The organism is Vibrio sp. OPT20 (assembly GCF_963889365.1).
Lineage (GTDB): Bacteria > Pseudomonadota > Gammaproteobacteria > Enterobacterales > Vibrionaceae > Vibrio > Vibrio splendidus.
Genome location: NZ_CAWPOA010000052.1, coordinates 252,610 through 271,772 on the forward strand (window position 1 = coordinate 252,610; position 19,163 = coordinate 271,772).

The following is a 19,163-nucleotide window of genomic DNA, read 5'->3' on the forward strand; positions in this document are numbered from 1 at the left end:
AAGGTAATTCCCGGAACTGGCTGACTAACCCACATTCGATGCATGACTTGGTACAAAGATCAGACAATAACGGCACCTCTTAGCGGTTGATAAGCAACTAGACACTAAGACTAACTATAAGTAAGGGTTGGATTTTTTGCCAATATGCACACAATTAAACAAATACAGTATGGTAGAAATGAGAGGTAGAAAGATAAAAGAAGAGATGACCAATTGGCCACCTCCTCGCAGTCCTAGAGCTGTGTCTAGAAAGCTTAAACTAAGTTCTGCTTAAGCTTCTCTTCCAACGCTTGGATACACAGCTTGATAGCGATAGGCGTATTTGAAGCGAATGGGTTTAGCGCATAAACCGTGTTGGTCGGTAGTTGAAATGCTGGCATCATGTCGACCACCTCACCGGATAGCTGATGAAGGTAAAAGTCTGGAATCACACCGATACCAACGCCAGATTTGATCAAGGCGAGACAACTGTGAAAGGAGTTCGTAATGCAGCTGGCTGGCTGTTGGTAAATAAAGTCTTGTTCATTTTGCGAACTAAAGTGATGAGTCACCTGTTTTCCCTGCCAAGAATTTGCAATGTAAAGAATAGATTCAAGTTCACGAGATCGCATACTTTCAACACCACACAACACGTCTTTAAATTCACCCAAGCGTTTCTGTTTGAGGTTACTGTCACGTGAACTGCCCACTCGTACCGCGAGATCAATATCGTGCTCCATGAAGTCTAAATGCTGATCGTCGCTTATCAGTTCTGGCTTTAATTTCGGATATTGCTTCATCAGTTCCGCAATAACAGGCGCAACCAACAAGTCCATCAACGCATTCGGTGCCGTGATACGAATCCGACCTTGGGGCTCTTCTAGCTCAGCTTTCGCCATATCCCAAGCCGATTCAGCGATCACGTTGATGTCTTTGCAACTCAAATAAAAACGCTCACCCATACTGGTCAGAGATTGCCTGCGTGTTGTGCGCTTAAGAAGAGAAGCGCCTAGCTCTTGTTCTAAGATTTTGAGGTGCTGACTGACGACAGATTTAGACAACTCAAGCTTTTCAGCCGCAGCTGATACTGAACCCTGCTCTACGATATGAGCGAAAATCGACATCTGCTTTAGCTTACTCATTTTATTGTTCTCTTTTTACAAACAGTATTTTCTATTATCTCTGTTTTTTAAATCAATTTCCAAGACTAAACTCAATTCAACTTATCGAGATACCAAATCAAAAAGACAGTGCTCGAAGCAAGACTGTTATGGAGAAAGACAATGTTAGACAACCAAATTTTAGAAGCATGTAAGCAAGGCATTAACGCGTGGCAAAAAGCTTTCAACAGCCAAGATGCGAAAGGTTGTGCCGATCAATATACTGAAAGCTGTGTAATGGAAGCGCGTCCATTTGGTACTTTTGAAGGTCGAGAAGCGATTCAAGCGTTTTGGCAAAATATCATCGACCAAGGCTTCAAAGACGTTGATTACACCGATGTTAAGTGGGAAGAGCACCCAGAAGGCGGCTACATTCTTACCGCTAGCTGGACAATGAACAAAGCGTTTGGTGTTGTACATCGTGAGCACTGGGCACTAGAAGCGGATGGTTGCGCTCGTTTAGTCAGCGACGACTTCGAAGTTCAAGGCGAACGCTAGAGCTGTAATTAAAAGCTAAAAGTTCAAAGTTCAAAGTTCAAAGTTCAAAAATAGAAAACAAAAAGCCAGCAATCCAAATGGACTGCTGGCTTTTTAATGTTCACTCTTGTCGCCTTATCACTTGATTTGAAGGTGATTCAGTGACTCTACACAATCACTCAACACGCTCATCATTTCAAATCAAAATGTCTAGTCAGACAGAGCAAATACAAGTCAAAGTTACAGAGCGGCTTTCTTCGCTTCTGTAATCCAACCATCGAACGTGCTTTGGTTCGCTTTGATCCAACCGTTTACGTGCGCTTCGATATCCGCAGAGCTGTTCTTACCTTTACTCATCATCATGTTCTGAGCACTTACATCATTGATGTTAAGTTTGATGATCTCGAAAAGCTTCGCTGCTGATGGGTTGTTCTTAGCAAACTCTTTGTTCGCAATAATGCGCATTGAGTTCATTTCGAAGCCGTAGTTTTTGCCGTTAGATAACGTCGTGTCCACATTCGAACGCTCGCCAGGAAGTGCTGAGAAAGGTACTTCTAACCAAACTACATCTTCGTTAGGCACCAATACGCCACTTACCCAGTAAGGTGTCCACGTGTAATAAAGGATTGATTCACCCTTTTGGTAACGAGAAATTGTATCTGCGATGATCGCCGCATAGTTACCTTGGTTGTGAGTCACCGTATCGTCCAATTTGAATGCCGAAAGTTGGTGTTCAATCACCATCTCACAACCCCAACCTGGGTTACAGCCTGTAAGGTCTGCTTTGCCATCACCGTCAGCATCAAACAGCTTCGCGATTTTCGGATCCGTCAGTTGACCAATGTTAGTGATGTTGTATTTTTCAGCCGTTTTCTTATCAATTAGGTAACCTTGAGCGGCACCGCTTACATATTGGCCTTCACGGTAGAATTTGTCATCGCCGCCCGCCATTTTGTATTTATCAGCATGAAGCGGGAACCAACCTACTGTTAGGAACGTCGCGTCACCTTTTGCGATAGAGGTGTAACCTACGTTGTAATCCACTTCTTGCGTAGATTTCACGTCGTAGCCAAGCTCTTCAAGGGCGCGGTTAACAATCAACGTTTGGAATGTTTCTTCCGCTACAGACGATTGAACTGGCTGAACTGATACACCTTCACCCGGTAAGCTTGCTGCCCACACGTTCGTTGATACTGCTAATGTAGAAACGATGCTAACTGCAAGTTTGCTCTTCCATGAATTATTCATTGGTGTTTTTCCTTAATTGTAGTTCTGATTTGTTACCGCGATTTATCGCATTGAGCACAAGAGAAACAGGGCCCATGTGGTACCAGCGTAATTTTGTATTACCTGCATTTACCCCGAGAACTTGGGTAATGCGGTCAAGCAGGATTGCTAGAATAACGATGCCGAGACCACCAACAGCGGCCAGTCCCATATCTAGACGGCCGATACCTCTCAGTACCATTTGACCTAAACCACCTACCGCGATCATTGATGCGATAACCACCATAGATAGCGACAACATCAGTGTTTGGTTCACGCCCGCCATAATGGTTGGTAATGCAAGTGGCAGTTGAATTCGGTAAAGCATCTGCTTTTTGCTTGCACCGAATGAATGACCCGCTTCGATCAAATCTTCCGGTACTTGCTGAATACCCAGAATGGTTAAACGTACCACCGGTGGCAGTGCGAATATAATGGTCACCACCACACCTGGAACGTTACCGATACCAAACAACATTACGATGGGTACTAAGTAAACGAAGGCTGGCGTTGTTTGCATAGCGTCCAGAATTGGGCGAACGAATTTAGCCGCCGTGTTACTTCGGGCGAGCCATATCCCCATAGGTAAACCTATCAACAGGCAGAAGAATACAGATGTCATCACCAGTGAAAGCGTGGTCATCGCTTCAGACCAAGCGCCAATCAAACCAATCATAGTAAGAGATACTGCCGTAGCAACACCCAGTTTCAGGTTTGAAAACTGCCATGCCACCAAGAACAAAATGATGAGCATAAATGGGGCTGGCGTAGACACCAATGCCGTTTCAAATGAACTTAGAATGAAATCGATAGGTACACGAATTGCTTGAAACAATGGTCGTCCGTGTTCAACTAGCCAATTCAATCCAGACTCAACCCAAGTATCAACAGGCAAAACGGCCTCTGCAAAAGGATTAAGAGGATCAAAAGGAATGGTTTCTACGGTTTCACTGCTTAGCCAATCTGCCGATGGTGAAGTGTCAGCGGCTTGACCCCAAGGATCACTTGATGGCTGAGCGGCAGGAGCAGACTGTGACCATGGGTCATTATTTGTTTGTTCAGACGACATGATCTACCCCTTATCCAATGTTTGTAGCAAACGTGACTTAGTTACCACGCCAAAGTAATTACCTTGCTCATCCACAACAGGAACTGAGTAAGGCACACCACCAACAAGGCCAAGCACGTCATTGATTGGTAAATCAGGGTTCAGCGTTAATCCGCCATCGAGCTGCGCGCTCACTAATGATTTGTTCTCTTTGTGAGCTTTACGAAGAGAGTCAATAGAAACAATGCCGGAGTAAAGACTGCTCTTCTCAACAACGATGCCGTATTCACGGTCGTTATCCATTAGGATTTGCAGAGCGGAAGCTGGACCGTCGTGTTCTGACTTTTTAAATACCGCAGCCGGTTTCTTACGTGCAATGTCTTTCACAGTAAGTACGCTTGCGACATTCACACCACGGAAAAAGGCTTCGACATAGTCGTTCGCTGGGTTGTTAAGAATTTCGTCTGGTGTGCCCACTTGAACCACTTCACCGTTTTGCATAATAGCAATACGGTCACCGATTCTCATCGCTTCATCCAAATCATGGGAGATGAATACAATCGTTCGTTTATCGTCATTTTGAAGACGAATCAGTTCATCTTGCATTTCAGTACGAATCAAAGGATCGAGTGCCGAGAACGCTTCGTCCATTAACAGGATATCTGGGTCACATGCCAAGGCTCGCGCTAGACCAACACGTTGTTTCATACCGCCAGACAATTCATCTGGGTACGATTCTGAGTATGCGCCAAGGCCTACGCGCTCTAACGCTTCAAATGCTGACTGTTTTCGTTTATCTACTTCAACACCTGCCAACTCAAGGCCAAATGCAGCATTTTCGATAACTGTCATATGCGGCATCAGTGCGAAATTTTGAAAAACCATGGAGATGTTGTTGCGGCGGACTTCACGCAGTTCATCTTCTGAGATGTGGGCAATGTCTTTGCCTCGAAGAAGCACATTACCTTTGGTAGGTTCGATTAGGCGGTTAAGAAGGCGTACTAGGGTTGATTTGCCAGATCCTGACAATCCCATAATCACGAAAATCTCGCCTTCTTGAATACTAAGAGAAACATCGTTAACACCGATCGTTAACCCTGTTTCTTCGAAAATTTTGTCTTTATCCGCGCCTTCATTAATCATCGAAAAAGCACGGTCGGTATCTTCACCAAACACCTTGTACAGTCCCTTAACTTCCAGTATGGGATCCATATAATCTAATCCTTTCTTAGCTATTTTAACTTAAAAATGGTTATTTAAGCTCGAAAAACGATTAGCACTCTAAGCAATGTAGAGCTGTAAATCAAGGGGTTGCGTTCGGTAACCCTTATCAAAAACAATCATTCCGCCAACCAAAATCAAGTTTCAACATCCAGACAAAAGCCACCAAAACATTGATAATAAAGGATATTAAAACGATATAAATGCGTTCGAGATTATCTATTACTTACTGATAGATTATTGAATATTTATTTCACATTAAAACAATTAATGGGTGAAACAGACTAGAATTCAACGCAAATACTTCGTGCACAAATAATTCGAATACAAACTATTTATTGCAGTTTTAACGATATCTAAAAACTGGACATTTGCGCTTTACGGAGAGCAAAACCTCCCCCCTTCTTCTTTATCGATGTAACAAGAAGATCGGTATAGCTTTGGCAAAAACGCAGAGGTATTCACAACCGCTCATTTAAACCAATAGAGGGCCAGAAGGTCACTATATGAAAATAGAAATAGCCGATGGAATAAACCAAGTTTGGCACTGGTCAAATTGATAGAATTATCTTCAGTATCCAAAACATAACGCCAAGTGTGATGCTTACTGCAAACTAATGAGTGTCGATTATCTAAGCCGAAAGACAACTTGTAGAGTCCTCATTGCTGAGCCATTATTTATAGAAGAAATCGACATACTTTCCGCGATTATTAAAGAAAAGGACAAGGCGCTCGAATGATAAAAATGCTGGTGTGTGACTTTGACGGTACGCTTGATGGGGGTTCATCTCATGGGGTTAATCAGTTATTTGACTACTTAGCGGAGCAACCTGATATCCGCTTTATCATCGCGACGGGTAGAACTCTGCCCTCAATCCGAGTGGGTTTGGCATCAGATAACTACCCGAAACCACACAGTATTATCAGCGATGTGGGCACCAGAATTCATCACGATCACTCCCAAAAGCCTGATCATATTTGGCACAACCAATTAGAAGCTTCTTGGAACAAATCAAAGGTAGAGTCAGCACTGGCGCCACTCGATTTCATGGGCGAACGCTTAGAGAGCCATCAGGGTGATTACAAAATCACTTTTGAAGGAAAGCTCTCAGAGCCTCAGCATGAACTGATCGAATCGAGCTTAGAATTGCACGGATTAGATGTACACCTCACCTACTCTCACGATTGGTACCTAGATATCACGCCTAAAGGTGTCAATAAGGCCACAGCGATTCATCATCTACTTAAACAACATAAGTTGAGCGTTGAAGAAGTGTGCGTTGCCGGTGACTCTGCCAACGACACCTCTATGCTGACAATAAAGGGCGTAAACTCAATATTGGTGGCTAACCATTATCCGGAGGTCGCTCACTTGTCTGATCGAGACAATGTGTATACTAGCAGGGCAACACACGCTGAAGGTGTGTTAGAAGGACTCAAATACTGGCAATTGCAAACGGTAGCGGGCAGTTAAAACTGGCGTAGTTGAGATACTCTTCGTTACTTCACGTCCTTACTTCCAACCTGGAAGCCAATGCTCCTTATCAGTTAGATCTCGCCAATTAATGGCTTCCTCTCGTTTGGTCATCACTGCTTCTATCAAGCAACGAATCACCTCCCCTTCTTCAAACTCGACCTCAGTGACCATAAAGTGCTTTTCTTTCTTTATTGGGCTAACAGCAGTCCATTTACTGCGGAGCAGTTTCTTTGGGTTAATTCGATTCATGATTCTTTCCTGCACAGTTCATTGATGTTTTATCTATAAGCTTCAAAGAGTTAAAAAGATCATTTTAAGTTGAGAAAACCTATGACTAAAATCCAGATAAGTCATAACTAAAGTCAATAAAACAAGTCGTAGACTCGGTACAATAGCTGCCACCAGTTCAGAGACTAATCCCCATGAACCAAGCAGAATTCCAGCAAAAAATAGCGAGTTTCACCGCCATCGAACAAGCGCTTGATTACTTTGAAATTGGCTTTGATAGCAAGTTTATCGACCAAAATAGAATAGAGCTTGTGAAGCGCTTCAATGGTTACCTGATCCTGTCAAAACCGGATGATTGGTTTTCTGGAAGAAGAGCGCTGAAAAATGCCTATTGTAAGGTGCAACGCAGTAAGCTGGATCGCTACACACGGTCAGCCTGTCGTGGTTGCACGACTTGCCAACGCCGCTAGTTCAAAATCAGAAAGCTTAAACGTAGATAACAAAAAATAGAGAATTGAAATAATATCTCATTACGATTTAGTTAGTGGTTTGCTCGAAAAAAAGTGTGCTAGTCTTACGGCAACTCAACTACGAGATAAAAACTACAATGAAAATTTTCAGCAATTTCGAAAGCGGCAACATTCACGTCGTTTCAGCAGATTCACCACAAAACATTCAATTGACTATCCCAGCAGACAACCAGACTGAAATCTCTCAGTGGTTTCATTTCCGTTTGGAAAGTGAAGCTCAACAAGCTCACCACTTTGAAATCGGCCAATTGGCAACATCTGCTTACCCTGATGGGTGGAAAGATTATGATGTTGTAGCATCTTATGACCGTGAAGAGTGGTTCCGTATTCCATCTCAGTTCGATGGCGATACATTAAGCTTTGATATCATCCCTGAACACGATTCAATGTACTTCGCCTACTTTGCGCCGTACTCATACGATCGTCACCAAGATCTTCTGCACAGTGCTCAAACGCACCCGGCTTGTAAGCTTGAAACTCTGGGTCACACGCTAGACAACAACGACATCACCTTGCTAACTATCGGTGAGCCAAGTGAAGAGAAGAAAAACATCTGGGTTATTGGTCGCCAACACCCAGGCGAGACTATGGCTGAATGGCTAATCGAAGGTCTACTGCAACGCCTGCTTGATGAGACAGACACAGTCGGTCGCTCTCTTCTAGACAGCGTTGTGTTCCGCGTTGTACCGAACATGAACCCAGATGGCAGCATCCGTGGTCACCTGCGCACTAACGCGATTGGCGTTAACCTTAACCGCGAATGGCAATCACCTTCTCTAGAACGCAGCCCTGAAGTTTTCCTTGTGCGCGAGCGCATGCTAGAAACTGGCGTTGATCTGTGCCTAGACATTCACGGTGATGAAGCGATTCCATATAACTTTGTTGCAGGTAGCGAAGGCACACCTTCATACAACGAGCGCATTGCAAAACTGGAGAATCACTTCAAGCAAGCGCTTCTGACTATCACGCCAGAATTCCAAGATGAATTTGGTTACGATAAAGACGAACCGGGCAAAGCAAATATGACCGTCGGCACAAATTGGATCGGTGAGCAGTTCAAATGTCTAGCTTACACTGTCGAGATGCCGTTTAAAGATCACATCAGCCACGCTGACGAACTTTACGGCTGGTCTCCAGAGCGCAGTGTTGCATTTGGTCACGACATGCTAGCAGCGGTTTGGGCAACAGTAGACGAGCTATAAAACGAACCATAGACAGGCTAAGCGCCTTAGTTTGTCCGTATAGTTAGTTTGCTTGCATATATAGCAAAGCCCAGCACTTGTGAAAGTGCTGGGCTTTTTAATATCGGATCTGAATGAATGACTTGGGCTTTAAGGCATCTAACTTTAAAAGCTTTTTATGCCACTCTGAGGCTAGCAAAAAATACTGGGTATCTTTGTCGAATGTGTCTTTGTTCTGACACCATATCTTTGAAGCTTGGTCCTTCTAACAACTGAACGATCACTTCATCGCCTTCTTGTCGCAGCACTGCACCACTAATATCAATGGTGTTGTTATCGTGCAGTCTTAAACTGCCCGCCATTGAGAAGCCTCGATAAACAGGAATGATGTTACGCATCATCAAGCGCACACCCTTTTCAGACACTTCACTCACATGAAAAAGCTCATCCTTAATTCGCATCACTGGACGTGCCTTTTTTGGGTACTTCAAGCGGTAATATTTGCGTTTCTGGGTGAATAACTCTTCACTCATCTGTGACTCCCTGTCTCTGTTTATTCGGTAAAGCAATAGCCTTTAGCTTCAATTGGATTTCGAACGAACACATTCACCGAATTGATAGCTGACCATTATATCGACTTTACGAGCTAATGCTTTAGAGATTTATGCACAGAAACAAGGATTGCTGAGCATTCAGTAAAAAGTGAGATATGAGTCGTATATGCTAGGGGTTCGATTGTTAGCTATGAACCCTAAAGCTGAAACAGCGCCAACTGAATACTGAAGCCAACAAACAACAACCCGCACACAATGTTCATCCATTGAGACGTGCGCTTTTTCGTCAATAATCTCTTAAACGTATCAGCCATCAAAATGACAACCAAAAACCAGGTAGCAACCACTGTCGCCTGTATCGCGCCCAACATTAAACTGTCGGACACAATGTGATCCTTAGAAACAAACTGAGGGAATATCGAAAGGTAGAACAGAACGATTTTAGGGTTCAGTAGATTAGTGAGGAGTCCTTTGAAAAACTGGTTATAAAGCTTACTACTCGATGCACTCACTATAGCAAGCACGCCCTCTTGAGCTCGCAGTGCCGCTCGAAAGTGATTATAACCAAGCCAGACTAAGTACAAGACACCCGCCCACTTCAATCCCTCAAAGGCCATTGGAGTCTGAGATAACAGTAAGCTCATGCCATTCGCAGAAACAAACGCATGAAACAAGAACCCGCATGACACACCCAACACGTTAATAAACGCAAACAACTTTCTTTGAGTTAAAGCCGTGCTCAATACCAACAGAGCATTTGGGCCTGGAATGATGGCAATAAAAAACACAATGACAATAAACAGCCAGATACTTTCCCAACTCATTTCGCTCTCATTTCCTTAAAGCTTCCTAATCATACTTGATCGTTTTAGGGCGGGTATTGTACGTCCATTCAATACCATTACAATATGCCCAACGTTTAATTAGCTTGGCTTAGCTCGCTTGCCTTAGTTCAGTTGTATGGATAACGCTTAAATTTAACGTGTATAATTCACCCGTTTATCCTGTAACGCAGCAAAACTCATTCTCTAACATTTATAGCCCTGTTAGACTCCACCTCCATTTTGATACTTGGTTCATTTATGTCATTTGATAACCTCACCCTTAACGCAAAAACCGTCACAGCGATCCCTTCTCAATTCGACAAACCGACTGAGATACAACAAGCAGTAATTCCATCAATTATTGCGGGTAAAGACGTACTTGCGTTGGCTCAAACGGGTAGCGGAAAAACATTGGCGTTCGGCTTACCCTTGCTGAACAACATCAACCATGATGTGAATGGACTGCAAGCGCTTATCATCGTCCCGACACGTGAACTCGCGTCTCAAGTGACTGAATCTTTAGAGCCGGTCGCGACAGCGCTCGATATCAAATTCGTAACCTTAACCGGTGGCGTGAATACTGATGATCAGCAGCAACAATTACTAACCCAACCGCAATTAGCAATCGCTACTCCGGGGCGTCTACTTGCTTTAATCAAAAGTAGCGAACTGGATGTAACTCAGTGCGTATCATTGGTTCTTGATGAAGCCGACCGCCTGATCGACATGGGCTTTTGGCCAGATATTCAAGCGATTACTGCAGCACTACCGAGCAAACGTCAGTCACTGTTGTTCTCTGCGACACTTCCGCCAGAGTTGGTTAGTCAGGCTGAGCTGCTTCTTTCAAACCCAGTTAAAGTCACGACACACCAAGAAAACAGCGTGGTCGCGACTATTGAAGAAACTCTGTACTTAGTGAACAAAGGCAGTAAAGCTCAGGCGCTCATTGCCCTACTCAATCAACACACATGGCCGCAAGTATTGGTATTTATTGGTGCGAAAGACAATGCCGACGCATTAACCAAGCGATTGAATAAATCCAAAATCAGTGTGAGTGCGTTACATGGAAATAAGAGCCAAGAAGAACGAGAGCAAGCATTAGAAAGTTTCAAAAATGGCGAGACTCGTGTGCTTATCGCCACCGACGTGATGGCTCGCGGCATCCATATTGATCAGCTGCCTGTCGTGATTAATTTTGATTTGCCGACACACTCCGCAACTTACGTACACCGAGTTGGTCGCACAGCAAGAGCAGGAAGCACTGGTTGCGCTATCTCTCTGGTTAGTCACAGCGAAACTGATTACCTGAATGCGATTCGTACTCTGACCAATAAGCCTCTTGTGCTACAAGCATTAGAAGGTTTCCCTGTTACAGACAAACCTGCATTGGAAGCGACAGCTCGCAAACGTCCACCTAAAGACAAAATGGCTAACCGAAGAACCGCAAAGAAGAAAAGTGCTAAGCAATTTAAGAGCAAGCCAAGTTCTTCGAAATAGCCAGTTCTTCAAAATAACCATAGAAAATCGATTAGCCCAGTTTGTACTGGGCTTTTTATATGCAATCAGATGTAAAATCACAACCTATAGACTCAGACAAAATGCCACTTTAAATGACACTTTTGTGAATTATGGTGCCAAGGTATTGATTCTTGGTTGCTCAAAAAAAATACTTTCTGATCACGTTGACGCCCCTATATCTGGCAACTAGATTTTTCTATTAGTGTCTAAAAACCGGGAGGTCATTGAAATGAAACGTGCAAGCTCTACATATCGATTACAACTGATTAAGGAAGTGGCTACTCGCCGAGATCGTCAGAGTTCCAATGACCCAATGGCAAACTACATACAAAACCTAATCGACAACAAAGACGACTGTGATACCTCGGTCGAACGCAATCAGAGGTTCAGTGGTAGTCATTTTGATGAGCATATTGGTGGTTGGGTTAGCGACCACTGGGGTAACAAGTAGTCCGATATCTCCAGTCACTCGTGTCTTAAATAAAGCAGCGTAACCGCTGTAGAATTTATCTCCGCATTAACCTATCATCTGCAACAAATCCCTATCATTGAGTAAGCAGAAAGTGTCTGAGTTAAAAAGAGAAAAAGAAGTGATGGTTGCCTTCCAAGTGATCCCTCGCGTTAAAGAAGGCAACAACTTCGAAGTAGTTGATAAAGCCATTGAAGTTGTGAAAGCAGCCGATGTGCCTTTCCAAGTTGGTGCGATGGAAACCACAATGAAAGGTGAGCTCAATCAATTACTCGATATCGTTAAAAAGGCAGAGCAAGCTTGTTACGATGCAGGGGCTGTAGAAGTGATAACCAACATTAAGATTCATAGTAAAACCACCGAGGCCGAAGATACATTTTGTACATACCATCGTGGTGTAACTAAAGCGAATCACATGTTTGTTTAATAATATGTTTATTTCAGAAAGCTGTTTATTTAAGAAAACAGGGCTTTAAGAAAGACTCTGAAGAACCAGTGATGTTATTGAAAAGGCATGTCTGAAAGGTGAGAAAGGATTTCCATTCGTTCTTCTTCTGACATCGAATGCCAATCACGCGGGCTCTCTTCAGGGTCATTTTTCGCCCCAATGTTTTTTCGATCCAGTGCTTTAACCGGTTCTTTTTTGAGTTTTACGTTCTTTTTATTCATACCGACATCACTCCTTCTGGTACAAAGGTACCTACCTTAATATTACACCCCAACCATTATGTAAAGTAATAGTTACTTCGGAGTTAAATAAAATCTTGATACTTCCTCTTTAACCGAAAAGATCTCTTTGGGGACTTGTATTTCCCTCTTCGTCGACCGACTTACCAACCAAGTTTTTTTGCTTCATTATCTTCCTTCGATAGCGCTGACGACAAAGCTTAATCACGTGCAATTGTTCTGACGGAGTCATCGACATCCAATTAAAGCGCTCTTCTCTTTTGCGCATACAACCATTGCAATAACCTTTATCATCGCTTGAGCAAACCCCAACGCAAGGGCTTGGAACCTGGAAAAACTCTAACTGCTCCACCATGCCTCCTTACACATCAAAATCGAGCTTACTAATTAAAAAATAAGCGATTAATTTGTCGCCCAGCTCGTGAAATTCATACTAAACTATGACCTTATACTGACACATATAGTGTTTTGTAAACTATACTTTGAACCCATCAAGTTACACTTATTCGGTAACTTCGTTCTTTCCTTTGGAGCCTTATAATATGAAGTTTAGTTCAAAAAAATTACTAGCAGTAGCCGCTTTACCTATGATGCTAGCAGCATGCACAACAACAGGTGACAACGCGATGCAAGTAACACCAACCGATCTACAGCACCATAATTGGGAACTTGCGCAAATTGATGGCAAGGACATTGCGAAAAGCGAAGACCAAGCAGCTCCTCGTCTAGAGATCGGCGAAAAGATGACTGCAAACGGCATGGCTGGTTGTAACAACTTCTTCGGTCAAGGCGAGCTGAAAGACGGTCAATTCCGTATCAAGCAAATGGGCATGACAATGAAAATGTGTCACGGTTCAGCAATGGAAATCGAACAGTCGGTTTCTGCTACTCTAAGCGAGTGGAGCGACGTAACCCTAACAAACGATACGCTAGTACTGAAAAACGATGTACACACGCTAACGTACACAATTCGTGATTGGGTAAACTAATCCGTTCTCGAAATAGATATTGATTAAAGGAGCTTTCATGGCTCCTTTTTTATTGCCTGCTTACCCTCACAACACCTTCAAAATTAACACTCATCGCCTACTTTTCGTACCAACCTCCAATAAACCTCAAATATCTCTCATTTAGATGCAATAAATTCACTGGTTTATCGGTCTATTGCTAGGATGGTAAGAGCCTAGAGTCTGTCGAGCTTTCGAGACGGTCGCATATCGAACAAAGTTTAACCAAAAAAGACCAGCACGCCCTCCCTGCTTGTTCTCAAGTAATTGATTGAATTTACTGTTGAATTAGAATTTATTTCAGAAACAGATAGAATAATAGGGCGTGTGATCTTTCGAGCTGATTTTTGCAGCGAGTTGCTGGGTATTTATACAAGGCAGAGGCGTCGATGTGTAGCTAGCCTACATGAGAAGCCGATAACGCAGTAGAAATGACCAGCAAACGCTGCCCGAAGGGTTCGGCTAAAAGCGTTTTACTCTTTGTTGAGGGAGATTTGCTTAGAGTGACTAGGCTACTTCCCCCTCGCCGCGATTATAACGCTTTTATCTCGAACAAAATTTAACCACGAAAGGTCAACACGCCCTAGGGAGTTTGAAAATACAATGCTCTTACCCGTTCACTACCAAATGGAAAAGTTTATGAACAAGATAGTAAGTACGTTAGGAATCATGGCAACCGTTGCATACAGCGCAACCATTTATGCTGATGAAGCAACATCAACCAATAACTGGAACCAAATCGAACAGCAGGCAGAGGGACAAACTGTCTACTTTCACGCTTGGGGCGGTAGCCAAGAAATCAATCGTTACCTACAGTGGGCGGGCAAGAAATTACAAAGTGAGTACGGTGTTACCTTAAAACATGTGAAAGTAACCGATATTGCAGAAACTACCACTCGCTTACTCGCAGAAAAGGCGGCAGGAAAGAACACTGAAGGCAGTGTCGATATCGTCTGGATTAACGGCGAGAATTTCCGTTCAATGAAAGAAAATGCCTTGTTGTTTGGACCATTCACTCAAACACTTCCAAACTGGCAGTACGTGGATAAGTCTTTGCCGATCGATGTCGATTTCTCGGAGCCAACAGAAGGCTTGGAGGCACCTTGGGGCGTTGGGCAACTGGTCTTCATCCACGACCAAGAAACACTGCACAATCCGCCACAATCGTTTTCAGAGATGTTGAGCTACGCTCAGGCTTTCCCGAATCGCTTAAGCTACCCGCGCCCACCAGAGTTTCACGGAACGAGCTTCATTAAGTCTCTACTGATTGAGCTAACAAACAACAGTCCTGCGCTTGCTAAACCCGTTTCAGAAGATACCTTCCAAGAAGTTACGGAACCACTGTGGGCTTACTTAGATAAATTCCATAAAGTGGCATGGAGAGGCGGAAAGCAATTTCCTGCAGGTACATCTGAAAGCATTCAACTTCTGGATGACGGACAGCTCGACCTCGCGATTACGTTCAATCCAAACTCTGTATATTCAGCACAATCAAGTGGCCGCCTAGCGGAAACTACCAAGGCTTATGCGTTAGAAAGCGGCGCTCTGTCTAACATTCACTTCCTTGCGATTCCTTGGAATGCCAATGCAACCGCGGGTGCTCAAGTGACCATCAACTTCTTGCTGAGCCCAGAAGCACAATCTCGCAAAGGTGACCTCAATGTTTGGGGTGACCCTTCTGTATTGAGTAGTAAGTACTTAACCGGCAGCGCTAAAAATACTCAGCAATTTAAATCGATTGATGAACCGCATCCTAGTTGGCAAAACGCGCTCGAAAAAGAGTGGCTTAAGCGATACGGTAACTAGTCTGCATGCTACGCGCTCTATATTTTGTTGTTATAGCGGTATGCATTATCCCAACCATTCCTGGGGTAGCGGGAGTCGTGGCTTCGTCACTGAGTTTCATCCCGCCCCTAGGTTTAGACGAGCCAACACTCAACGGTTTTAGCCAAGTCTTTCAATGGGAAGGGGCTTGGCACTCTATTGGCTTAAGCCTAGGTTCTGCAATTGCAAGCAGCTACATTGCCTGCTTTCTTACCTTTTGCATTCTTCAGGCTTCTTGGGGAAACAAGTTTTGGAGAAAGATTGAGCTAACGCTATCGCCAATGCTTGCCATTCCGCATGTGGCTTTCGCTATCGGCTTTGCTTTTTTGTTTAGCCCAACAGGCCTTGGCGCAAGAGCCGTACACCACTTACTTGGTGAATCGGCTACAAGCTCTGAATTGGCTTTGCTGATCAAAGATCCTTACGCGTTTGGCCTAATCATTATGCTCGCACTCAAAGAAGTTCCTTTCTTGTTGCTGATGAGCATATCGATACTTCAACAAATCGATGTAGAACGTATCACTAAGGTGAGTGCATCACTCGGTTACAGCCGCGCTCAGATCTGGTGGAAGTGTATTTTCCCGCAATGGTTTACTAAGCTTCGCTTCCCAATGTTAGCAGTGCTCGCCTACAGCGTATCGGTTGTCGATATTGCTCTGATCATTGGCCCAACCAACCCGCCGACCTTTGCCGTTTTGGTGTGGCAATGGTTCAACGATCCAGATCTTAATCTACTACCACGAGCTGCTGCTGGTGCGATCGTTTTGTTTGGCTTGGCTTCGTTGATCATCGCCTTGGCGCGTTTAGTTGAATGGGCAATTCTTAAGTACTTTCGAACTTGGCAGTATTCAGGAAGAACAGGAGCAAACCTTCCGGGGAAAACCGTATTCACAGCTCTTGCAGCTTTGTCACTGATGATCATTCCTTTGATGATTATCTGGAGTTTTGCGCAGCGCTGGCGCTTCCCTGATTTACTGCCTAGTCGCTACAGCATGCGTTTTTGGGAATTCGAATGGGATGGCATCATGAGCACCGTTGGTCAAAGCTTATGGATTGGTCTGATTGCTGCTTCAATCGCTTTGTTGCTTGCGTTGGTTGCTCACGAATACAGAATCAAATACAAGTGGCAAGTCCCAGGCTTTATTATCGCTATTCCAATGTTGATACCTCAACTGTCGGTGTTGTTCGGCATGCAAATCACCACTCTATACATTGGCAGTAGTGCCTATGAGCTTTGGGTTATTTGGGCGCATGTTTTCTTCGCCTTTCCATTTGTGTACTTGTCTTTGGACGGCCCATGGAAAAGCTTCAACGATGGGCTGATAAAAGCTTCACTGAGCTTGGGTAAATCGCCATTTCAAAGCTGGTATTCGATCAAGTTGCCTATATTACTGCCCGCCATCGCCTTCGCTTGGGCGGTTGGGATCAGTGTGAGCTTAGCTCAGTACTTACCGACATTGATGCTCGGTGCTGGTCGTATTAGCACCATCACCACAGAAGCCGTTGCCCTAACCAGTGGTTTCGACCGCAGGGTAACCGCAATTTATGCCATTTGGCAGGCCTTGTTGCCTCTGTTCTTTTTCTCTTTAGCGATATTAGTCAGCCGACTTCAACTTAGATATCGCCGTCTTACTTTTAAAGGTTTTCTTACTAATGAGTCTGCACCTCAACGACCTCGCCATCCATAAAAACGGTGGCGAATCGCTGTTTTCAGCGCTAAACGTAACATTAGAATCAGGCCAAATATTGGCGTTGATGGGGCCAAGTGGCTGCGGAAAATCGACTTTGTTAGATGCCATCGCGGGTCACCTGAATGACGAGTTCTCATACTCTGGCACCGTTATTTTGAACGATATTCAACTAGACGATCTCCCATCACATCAGCGTGAAGTTGGTATTCTGTTTCAAGACGACTTGTTGTTTCCACACCTAAAAGTATGGGAGAACTTGGCCTTTTCGTTACCAAACTCGGTTAAGGGTTCAGATCGCCAGCAACAAGCAATGGAAGCATTAAAAGACATTGAACTGACCCGCTTGGCCGAGTCGTTTCCCGACCAAATATCTGGCGGCCAGCGAGCGAGAATTAGCTTAACTCGTATGCTATTGGCGAAACCGAAATTGGCGTTGCTTGATGAGCCGTTTAGTAAGCTCGACCAAGAACTCAGAGCCCAGTTTCGCGACTGGGTATTTGAGCAACTCACTAAAGCGAATATTCCGACATTAATGGTTACGCACGACCAAACCGATGTGCCTCAAGGGGCAAAAGTTCTGTCTTGGCCATGGAGAAGTAACCATGCTGGATAAGTACTCTATTAAGGTCATTAAGTGGCCATTAAATCAATCAGCCAAACTACTTAATAGATTCGGCATCACAGCCAACCAAACCACCCTGTTTGGGTTTCTGGTTGGATGTTTAGCGTTTCCAGCATTGGCATTTCAACAATACGAATGGGCGTTGGGGTTTATTGTATTTAACAGGGTTTGCGACGGGCTTGATGGAGCCTTGGCTCGAATCCAAGGCATTAGTGATGCGGGCGGTTTCCTCGACATCAGCCTCGATTTCCTTTTCTATTCGTTAATTCCTTTTGGCTTTGTTATCGCCAACCCAGAACACAACGCCATTGCCGGTGCATTTTTGATTTTCTCTTTTATCGGCACTGGCAGCAGCTTTTTAGCGTTTGCGGTTATGGCAGGCAAGCGAGGCATCGAAAACCCAGTCTATAAGCATAAGTCTCTGTACTACATGTCAGGGCTAACCGAAGGCACTGAAACCATCGCTTGTTTCATTGCTTTCTGTATTTGGCCTCAACACTTTGCGGCTATCGCTTACACCTTTGGTGCAGCTTGTTGGCTAACCACGTTCATGCGTATTTATTTTGGGTTCCAGACACTCAAGAATCAAACCACCGAATATTAGTGTCATGATTCCTCATAAAAAAAACGCCGCTCATATGAGCGGCGTTTTTATATTCTAGCTAACACTTAAACCTAATTAGGCATCTGCAGAAGCGCTAATTTTAAATCTCAACACCTTCAAGCTTGAATCAAGGTCGACATCGACAAACTCAGGTGGGTTGTCCAGACGCTCAATGAATTCAACGCTTGGCGCTTCTTCTACCATCGTCTCGATTAAGAAGTTTGGCGATACTGCTGGTGAGTTAACACAAGCAATCACTTCTCCGCCTTCTGTTAGAAGATCAGGCAAGCGACGTAAGATCTTTTTGTAATCTTTAGTTAAAGCAAAGCTGCCTTTTTGGAACGAAGGTGGATCGATGATAACGAGCTCATAAGGGCCGCCCTTCTTGATTTTTCCCCACGACTTAAAGATATCGTAGCCAAGGAAGTTAACCGAGCGCATATCGTGATCATTCAGACGGTGGTTATCACGGCCTTTGTTTAGCGAGCCACGTGACATGTCAACGTTCATACATTGACGAGCACCACCTGCGATAGCCGCGACAGAGAAACCACAAGTGTATGCGAACAGGTTAAGAACGTTCTTATCCTTAGCATTATCTTGTACCCACTGACGACCATTACGCATGTCTAGGAACAAACCGAAGTTCTGATTACGGCCAATGTCTAATTGGTACTTAAGACCATGCTCAACCACAACCGGAGAATCATTCAACTCGCCCCATAGAACCTCTGAAGGCGCGCCATCAGCATAACGGTGTTGCAGAACAATGCTTGTGCCCTGCTTTGATTGCCAG

General features: G+C 44.2%; 22 protein-coding genes. 12 read left to right on the forward strand and 10 right to left on the reverse strand.

Annotation, left to right across the window (positions count from 1 at the left end):
• Nucleotides 1-254: 254 nt before the first annotated feature.
• The gene (locus AACR09_RS11215; RefSeq protein ID WP_193834981.1) at nt 255-1,121 is read right to left on the reverse strand and encodes a LysR family transcriptional regulator; all 867 of its coding nucleotides are present in this window, start codon (nt 1,119-1,121) and stop codon (nt 255-257) included.
• 141 nt (nt 1,122-1,262) lie between these two features.
• On the opposite strand from AACR09_RS11215, the gene AACR09_RS11220 reads away from it, so the two are divergent.
• Nucleotides 1,263-1,637, forward strand: a complete 375-nt coding sequence (locus AACR09_RS11220; RefSeq protein WP_029222090.1) for a YybH family protein — start codon at nt 1,263-1,265, stop codon at nt 1,635-1,637.
• Nucleotides 1,638-1,856: 219 nt separating this feature from the next.
• Here AACR09_RS11220 and proX read toward each other — a convergent pair whose 3' ends face one another.
• From proX to proV, 3 genes are read right to left on the reverse strand one after another with little or no spacing between them, the layout of a single operon-like run.
• Entirely contained in the window at nt 1,857-2,864 is a 1,008-nt protein-coding gene (gene proX / locus AACR09_RS11225) for a glycine betaine/L-proline ABC transporter substrate-binding protein ProX (protein ID WP_004734648.1), read from the reverse strand.
• On the reverse strand, nt 2,857-3,951 hold the full coding sequence (gene proW, locus AACR09_RS11230) for a glycine betaine/L-proline ABC transporter permease ProW (RefSeq protein WP_004734649.1): 1,095 nt from the start codon (nt 3,949-3,951) through the stop codon (nt 2,857-2,859). Before proW ends, proX begins: the two co-directional genes overlap by 8 nt.
• Before the next feature lie 3 nt (nt 3,952-3,954).
• Nucleotides 3,955-5,142 (reverse strand): glycine betaine/L-proline ABC transporter ATP-binding protein ProV, encoded by a 1,188-nt coding sequence (gene proV, locus AACR09_RS11235; RefSeq protein ID WP_017083294.1) that lies wholly within the window; start codon nt 5,140-5,142, stop codon nt 3,955-3,957.
• Between the two features lie 745 nt (nt 5,143-5,887).
• On the opposite strand from proV, the gene AACR09_RS11240 reads away from it, so the two are divergent.
• Nucleotides 5,888-6,625 carry an HAD-IIB family hydrolase gene (locus tag AACR09_RS11240; protein ID WP_102488221.1) on the forward strand — a complete coding sequence of 246 codons (738 nt, stop codon included), beginning with the start codon at nt 5,888-5,890 and terminating at the stop codon, nt 6,623-6,625.
• Nucleotides 6,626-6,664: 39 nt separating this feature from the next.
• Here the strand turns inward: AACR09_RS11240 and AACR09_RS11245 are convergent, their stop codons facing one another.
• Entirely contained in the window at nt 6,665-6,877 is a 213-nt protein-coding gene (locus tag AACR09_RS11245) for a TIGR02450 family Trp-rich protein (RefSeq protein ID WP_054541025.1), read from the reverse strand.
• A gap of 173 nt (nt 6,878-7,050) precedes the next feature.
• Between AACR09_RS11245 and AACR09_RS11250 the strand changes: the two genes are divergently transcribed.
• Both AACR09_RS11250 and AACR09_RS11255 read left to right on the forward strand, forming a co-directional pair.
• Nucleotides 7,051-7,326 (forward strand): nitrogenase-stabilizing/protective protein NifW, encoded by a 276-nt coding sequence (locus AACR09_RS11250; protein WP_193834982.1) that lies wholly within the window; start codon nt 7,051-7,053, stop codon nt 7,324-7,326.
• Nucleotides 7,327-7,463: 137 nt separating this feature from the next.
• Nucleotides 7,464-8,588: a M14 family metallopeptidase gene (locus tag AACR09_RS11255; RefSeq protein WP_004734655.1), complete on the forward strand. Its 1,125-nt coding sequence runs from the start codon at nt 7,464-7,466 to the stop codon at nt 8,586-8,588.
• Between the two features lie 155 nt (nt 8,589-8,743).
• Here the strand turns inward: AACR09_RS11255 and AACR09_RS11260 are convergent, their stop codons facing one another.
• Both AACR09_RS11260 and AACR09_RS11265 read right to left on the reverse strand, forming a co-directional pair.
• Entirely contained in the window at nt 8,744-9,100 is a 357-nt protein-coding gene (locus tag AACR09_RS11260) for a hypothetical protein (RefSeq protein WP_004734656.1), read from the reverse strand.
• A gap of 218 nt (nt 9,101-9,318) precedes the next feature.
• Nucleotides 9,319-9,945, reverse strand: a complete 627-nt coding sequence (locus tag AACR09_RS11265) for a LysE family translocator (protein ID WP_061022609.1) — start codon at nt 9,943-9,945, stop codon at nt 9,319-9,321.
• A 258-nt stretch (nt 9,946-10,203) separates the two neighbouring features.
• Between AACR09_RS11265 and AACR09_RS11270 the strand changes: the two genes are divergently transcribed.
• The 3 genes from AACR09_RS11270 (at nt 10,204) to AACR09_RS11280 (ending at nt 12,359) form a co-directional block, all read left to right on the forward strand.
• Complete coding sequence (locus AACR09_RS11270; protein WP_193834983.1) at nt 10,204-11,442, forward strand: DEAD/DEAH box helicase; 1,239 nt, start codon at nt 10,204-10,206, stop codon at nt 11,440-11,442.
• 250 nt (nt 11,443-11,692) lie between these two features.
• The gene (locus AACR09_RS11275) at nt 11,693-11,914 is read left to right on the forward strand and encodes a hypothetical protein (protein ID WP_029222094.1); all 222 of its coding nucleotides are present in this window, start codon (nt 11,693-11,695) and stop codon (nt 11,912-11,914) included.
• A 142-nt stretch (nt 11,915-12,056) separates the two neighbouring features.
• The gene (locus AACR09_RS11280; protein ID WP_193835051.1) at nt 12,057-12,359 is read left to right on the forward strand and encodes a thiamine-binding protein; all 303 of its coding nucleotides are present in this window, start codon (nt 12,057-12,059) and stop codon (nt 12,357-12,359) included.
• A gap of 74 nt (nt 12,360-12,433) precedes the next feature.
• Here the strand turns inward: AACR09_RS11280 and AACR09_RS11285 are convergent, their stop codons facing one another.
• Both AACR09_RS11285 and AACR09_RS11290 read right to left on the reverse strand, forming a co-directional pair.
• Nucleotides 12,434-12,601, reverse strand: a complete 168-nt coding sequence (locus AACR09_RS11285) for a hypothetical protein (protein ID WP_017079018.1) — start codon at nt 12,599-12,601, stop codon at nt 12,434-12,436.
• Between the two features lie 109 nt (nt 12,602-12,710).
• On the reverse strand, nt 12,711-12,974 hold the full coding sequence (locus tag AACR09_RS11290) for a DUF1289 domain-containing protein (protein WP_017079017.1): 264 nt from the start codon (nt 12,972-12,974) through the stop codon (nt 12,711-12,713).
• Between the two features lie 187 nt (nt 12,975-13,161).
• Between AACR09_RS11290 and AACR09_RS11295 the strand changes: the two genes are divergently transcribed.
• The 5 genes from AACR09_RS11295 to AACR09_RS11315 all read left to right on the forward strand — a co-directional run bounded on the left by AACR09_RS11295 (nt 13,162) and on the right by AACR09_RS11315 (nt 18,367).
• On the forward strand, nt 13,162-13,608 hold the full coding sequence (locus AACR09_RS11295) for an META domain-containing protein (protein WP_029224504.1): 447 nt from the start codon (nt 13,162-13,164) through the stop codon (nt 13,606-13,608).
• A gap of 657 nt (nt 13,609-14,265) precedes the next feature.
• Nucleotides 14,266-15,432, forward strand: coding sequence for an ABC transporter substrate-binding protein (locus AACR09_RS11300; RefSeq protein ID WP_065205520.1), 1,167 nt, complete (start codon nt 14,266-14,268; stop codon nt 15,430-15,432).
• 5 nt (nt 15,433-15,437) lie between these two features.
• Entirely contained in the window at nt 15,438-17,138 is a 1,701-nt protein-coding gene (locus tag AACR09_RS11305) for an ABC transporter permease (protein WP_108112050.1), read from the forward strand.
• The gene (locus AACR09_RS11310) at nt 17,104-17,754 is read left to right on the forward strand and encodes an ATP-binding cassette domain-containing protein (protein ID WP_054541029.1); all 651 of its coding nucleotides are present in this window, start codon (nt 17,104-17,106) and stop codon (nt 17,752-17,754) included. Before AACR09_RS11305 ends, AACR09_RS11310 begins: the two co-directional genes overlap by 35 nt.
• Entirely contained in the window at nt 17,744-18,367 is a 624-nt protein-coding gene (locus AACR09_RS11315; RefSeq protein ID WP_193834984.1) for a CDP-alcohol phosphatidyltransferase family protein, read from the forward strand. Before AACR09_RS11310 ends, AACR09_RS11315 begins: the two co-directional genes overlap by 11 nt.
• A gap of 75 nt (nt 18,368-18,442) precedes the next feature.
• Here AACR09_RS11315 and AACR09_RS11320 read toward each other — a convergent pair.
• A partial coding sequence (locus AACR09_RS11320) for a class I SAM-dependent methyltransferase (protein WP_228010508.1) occupies nt 18,443-19,163 on the reverse strand: 721 nt, incomplete at its 5' end.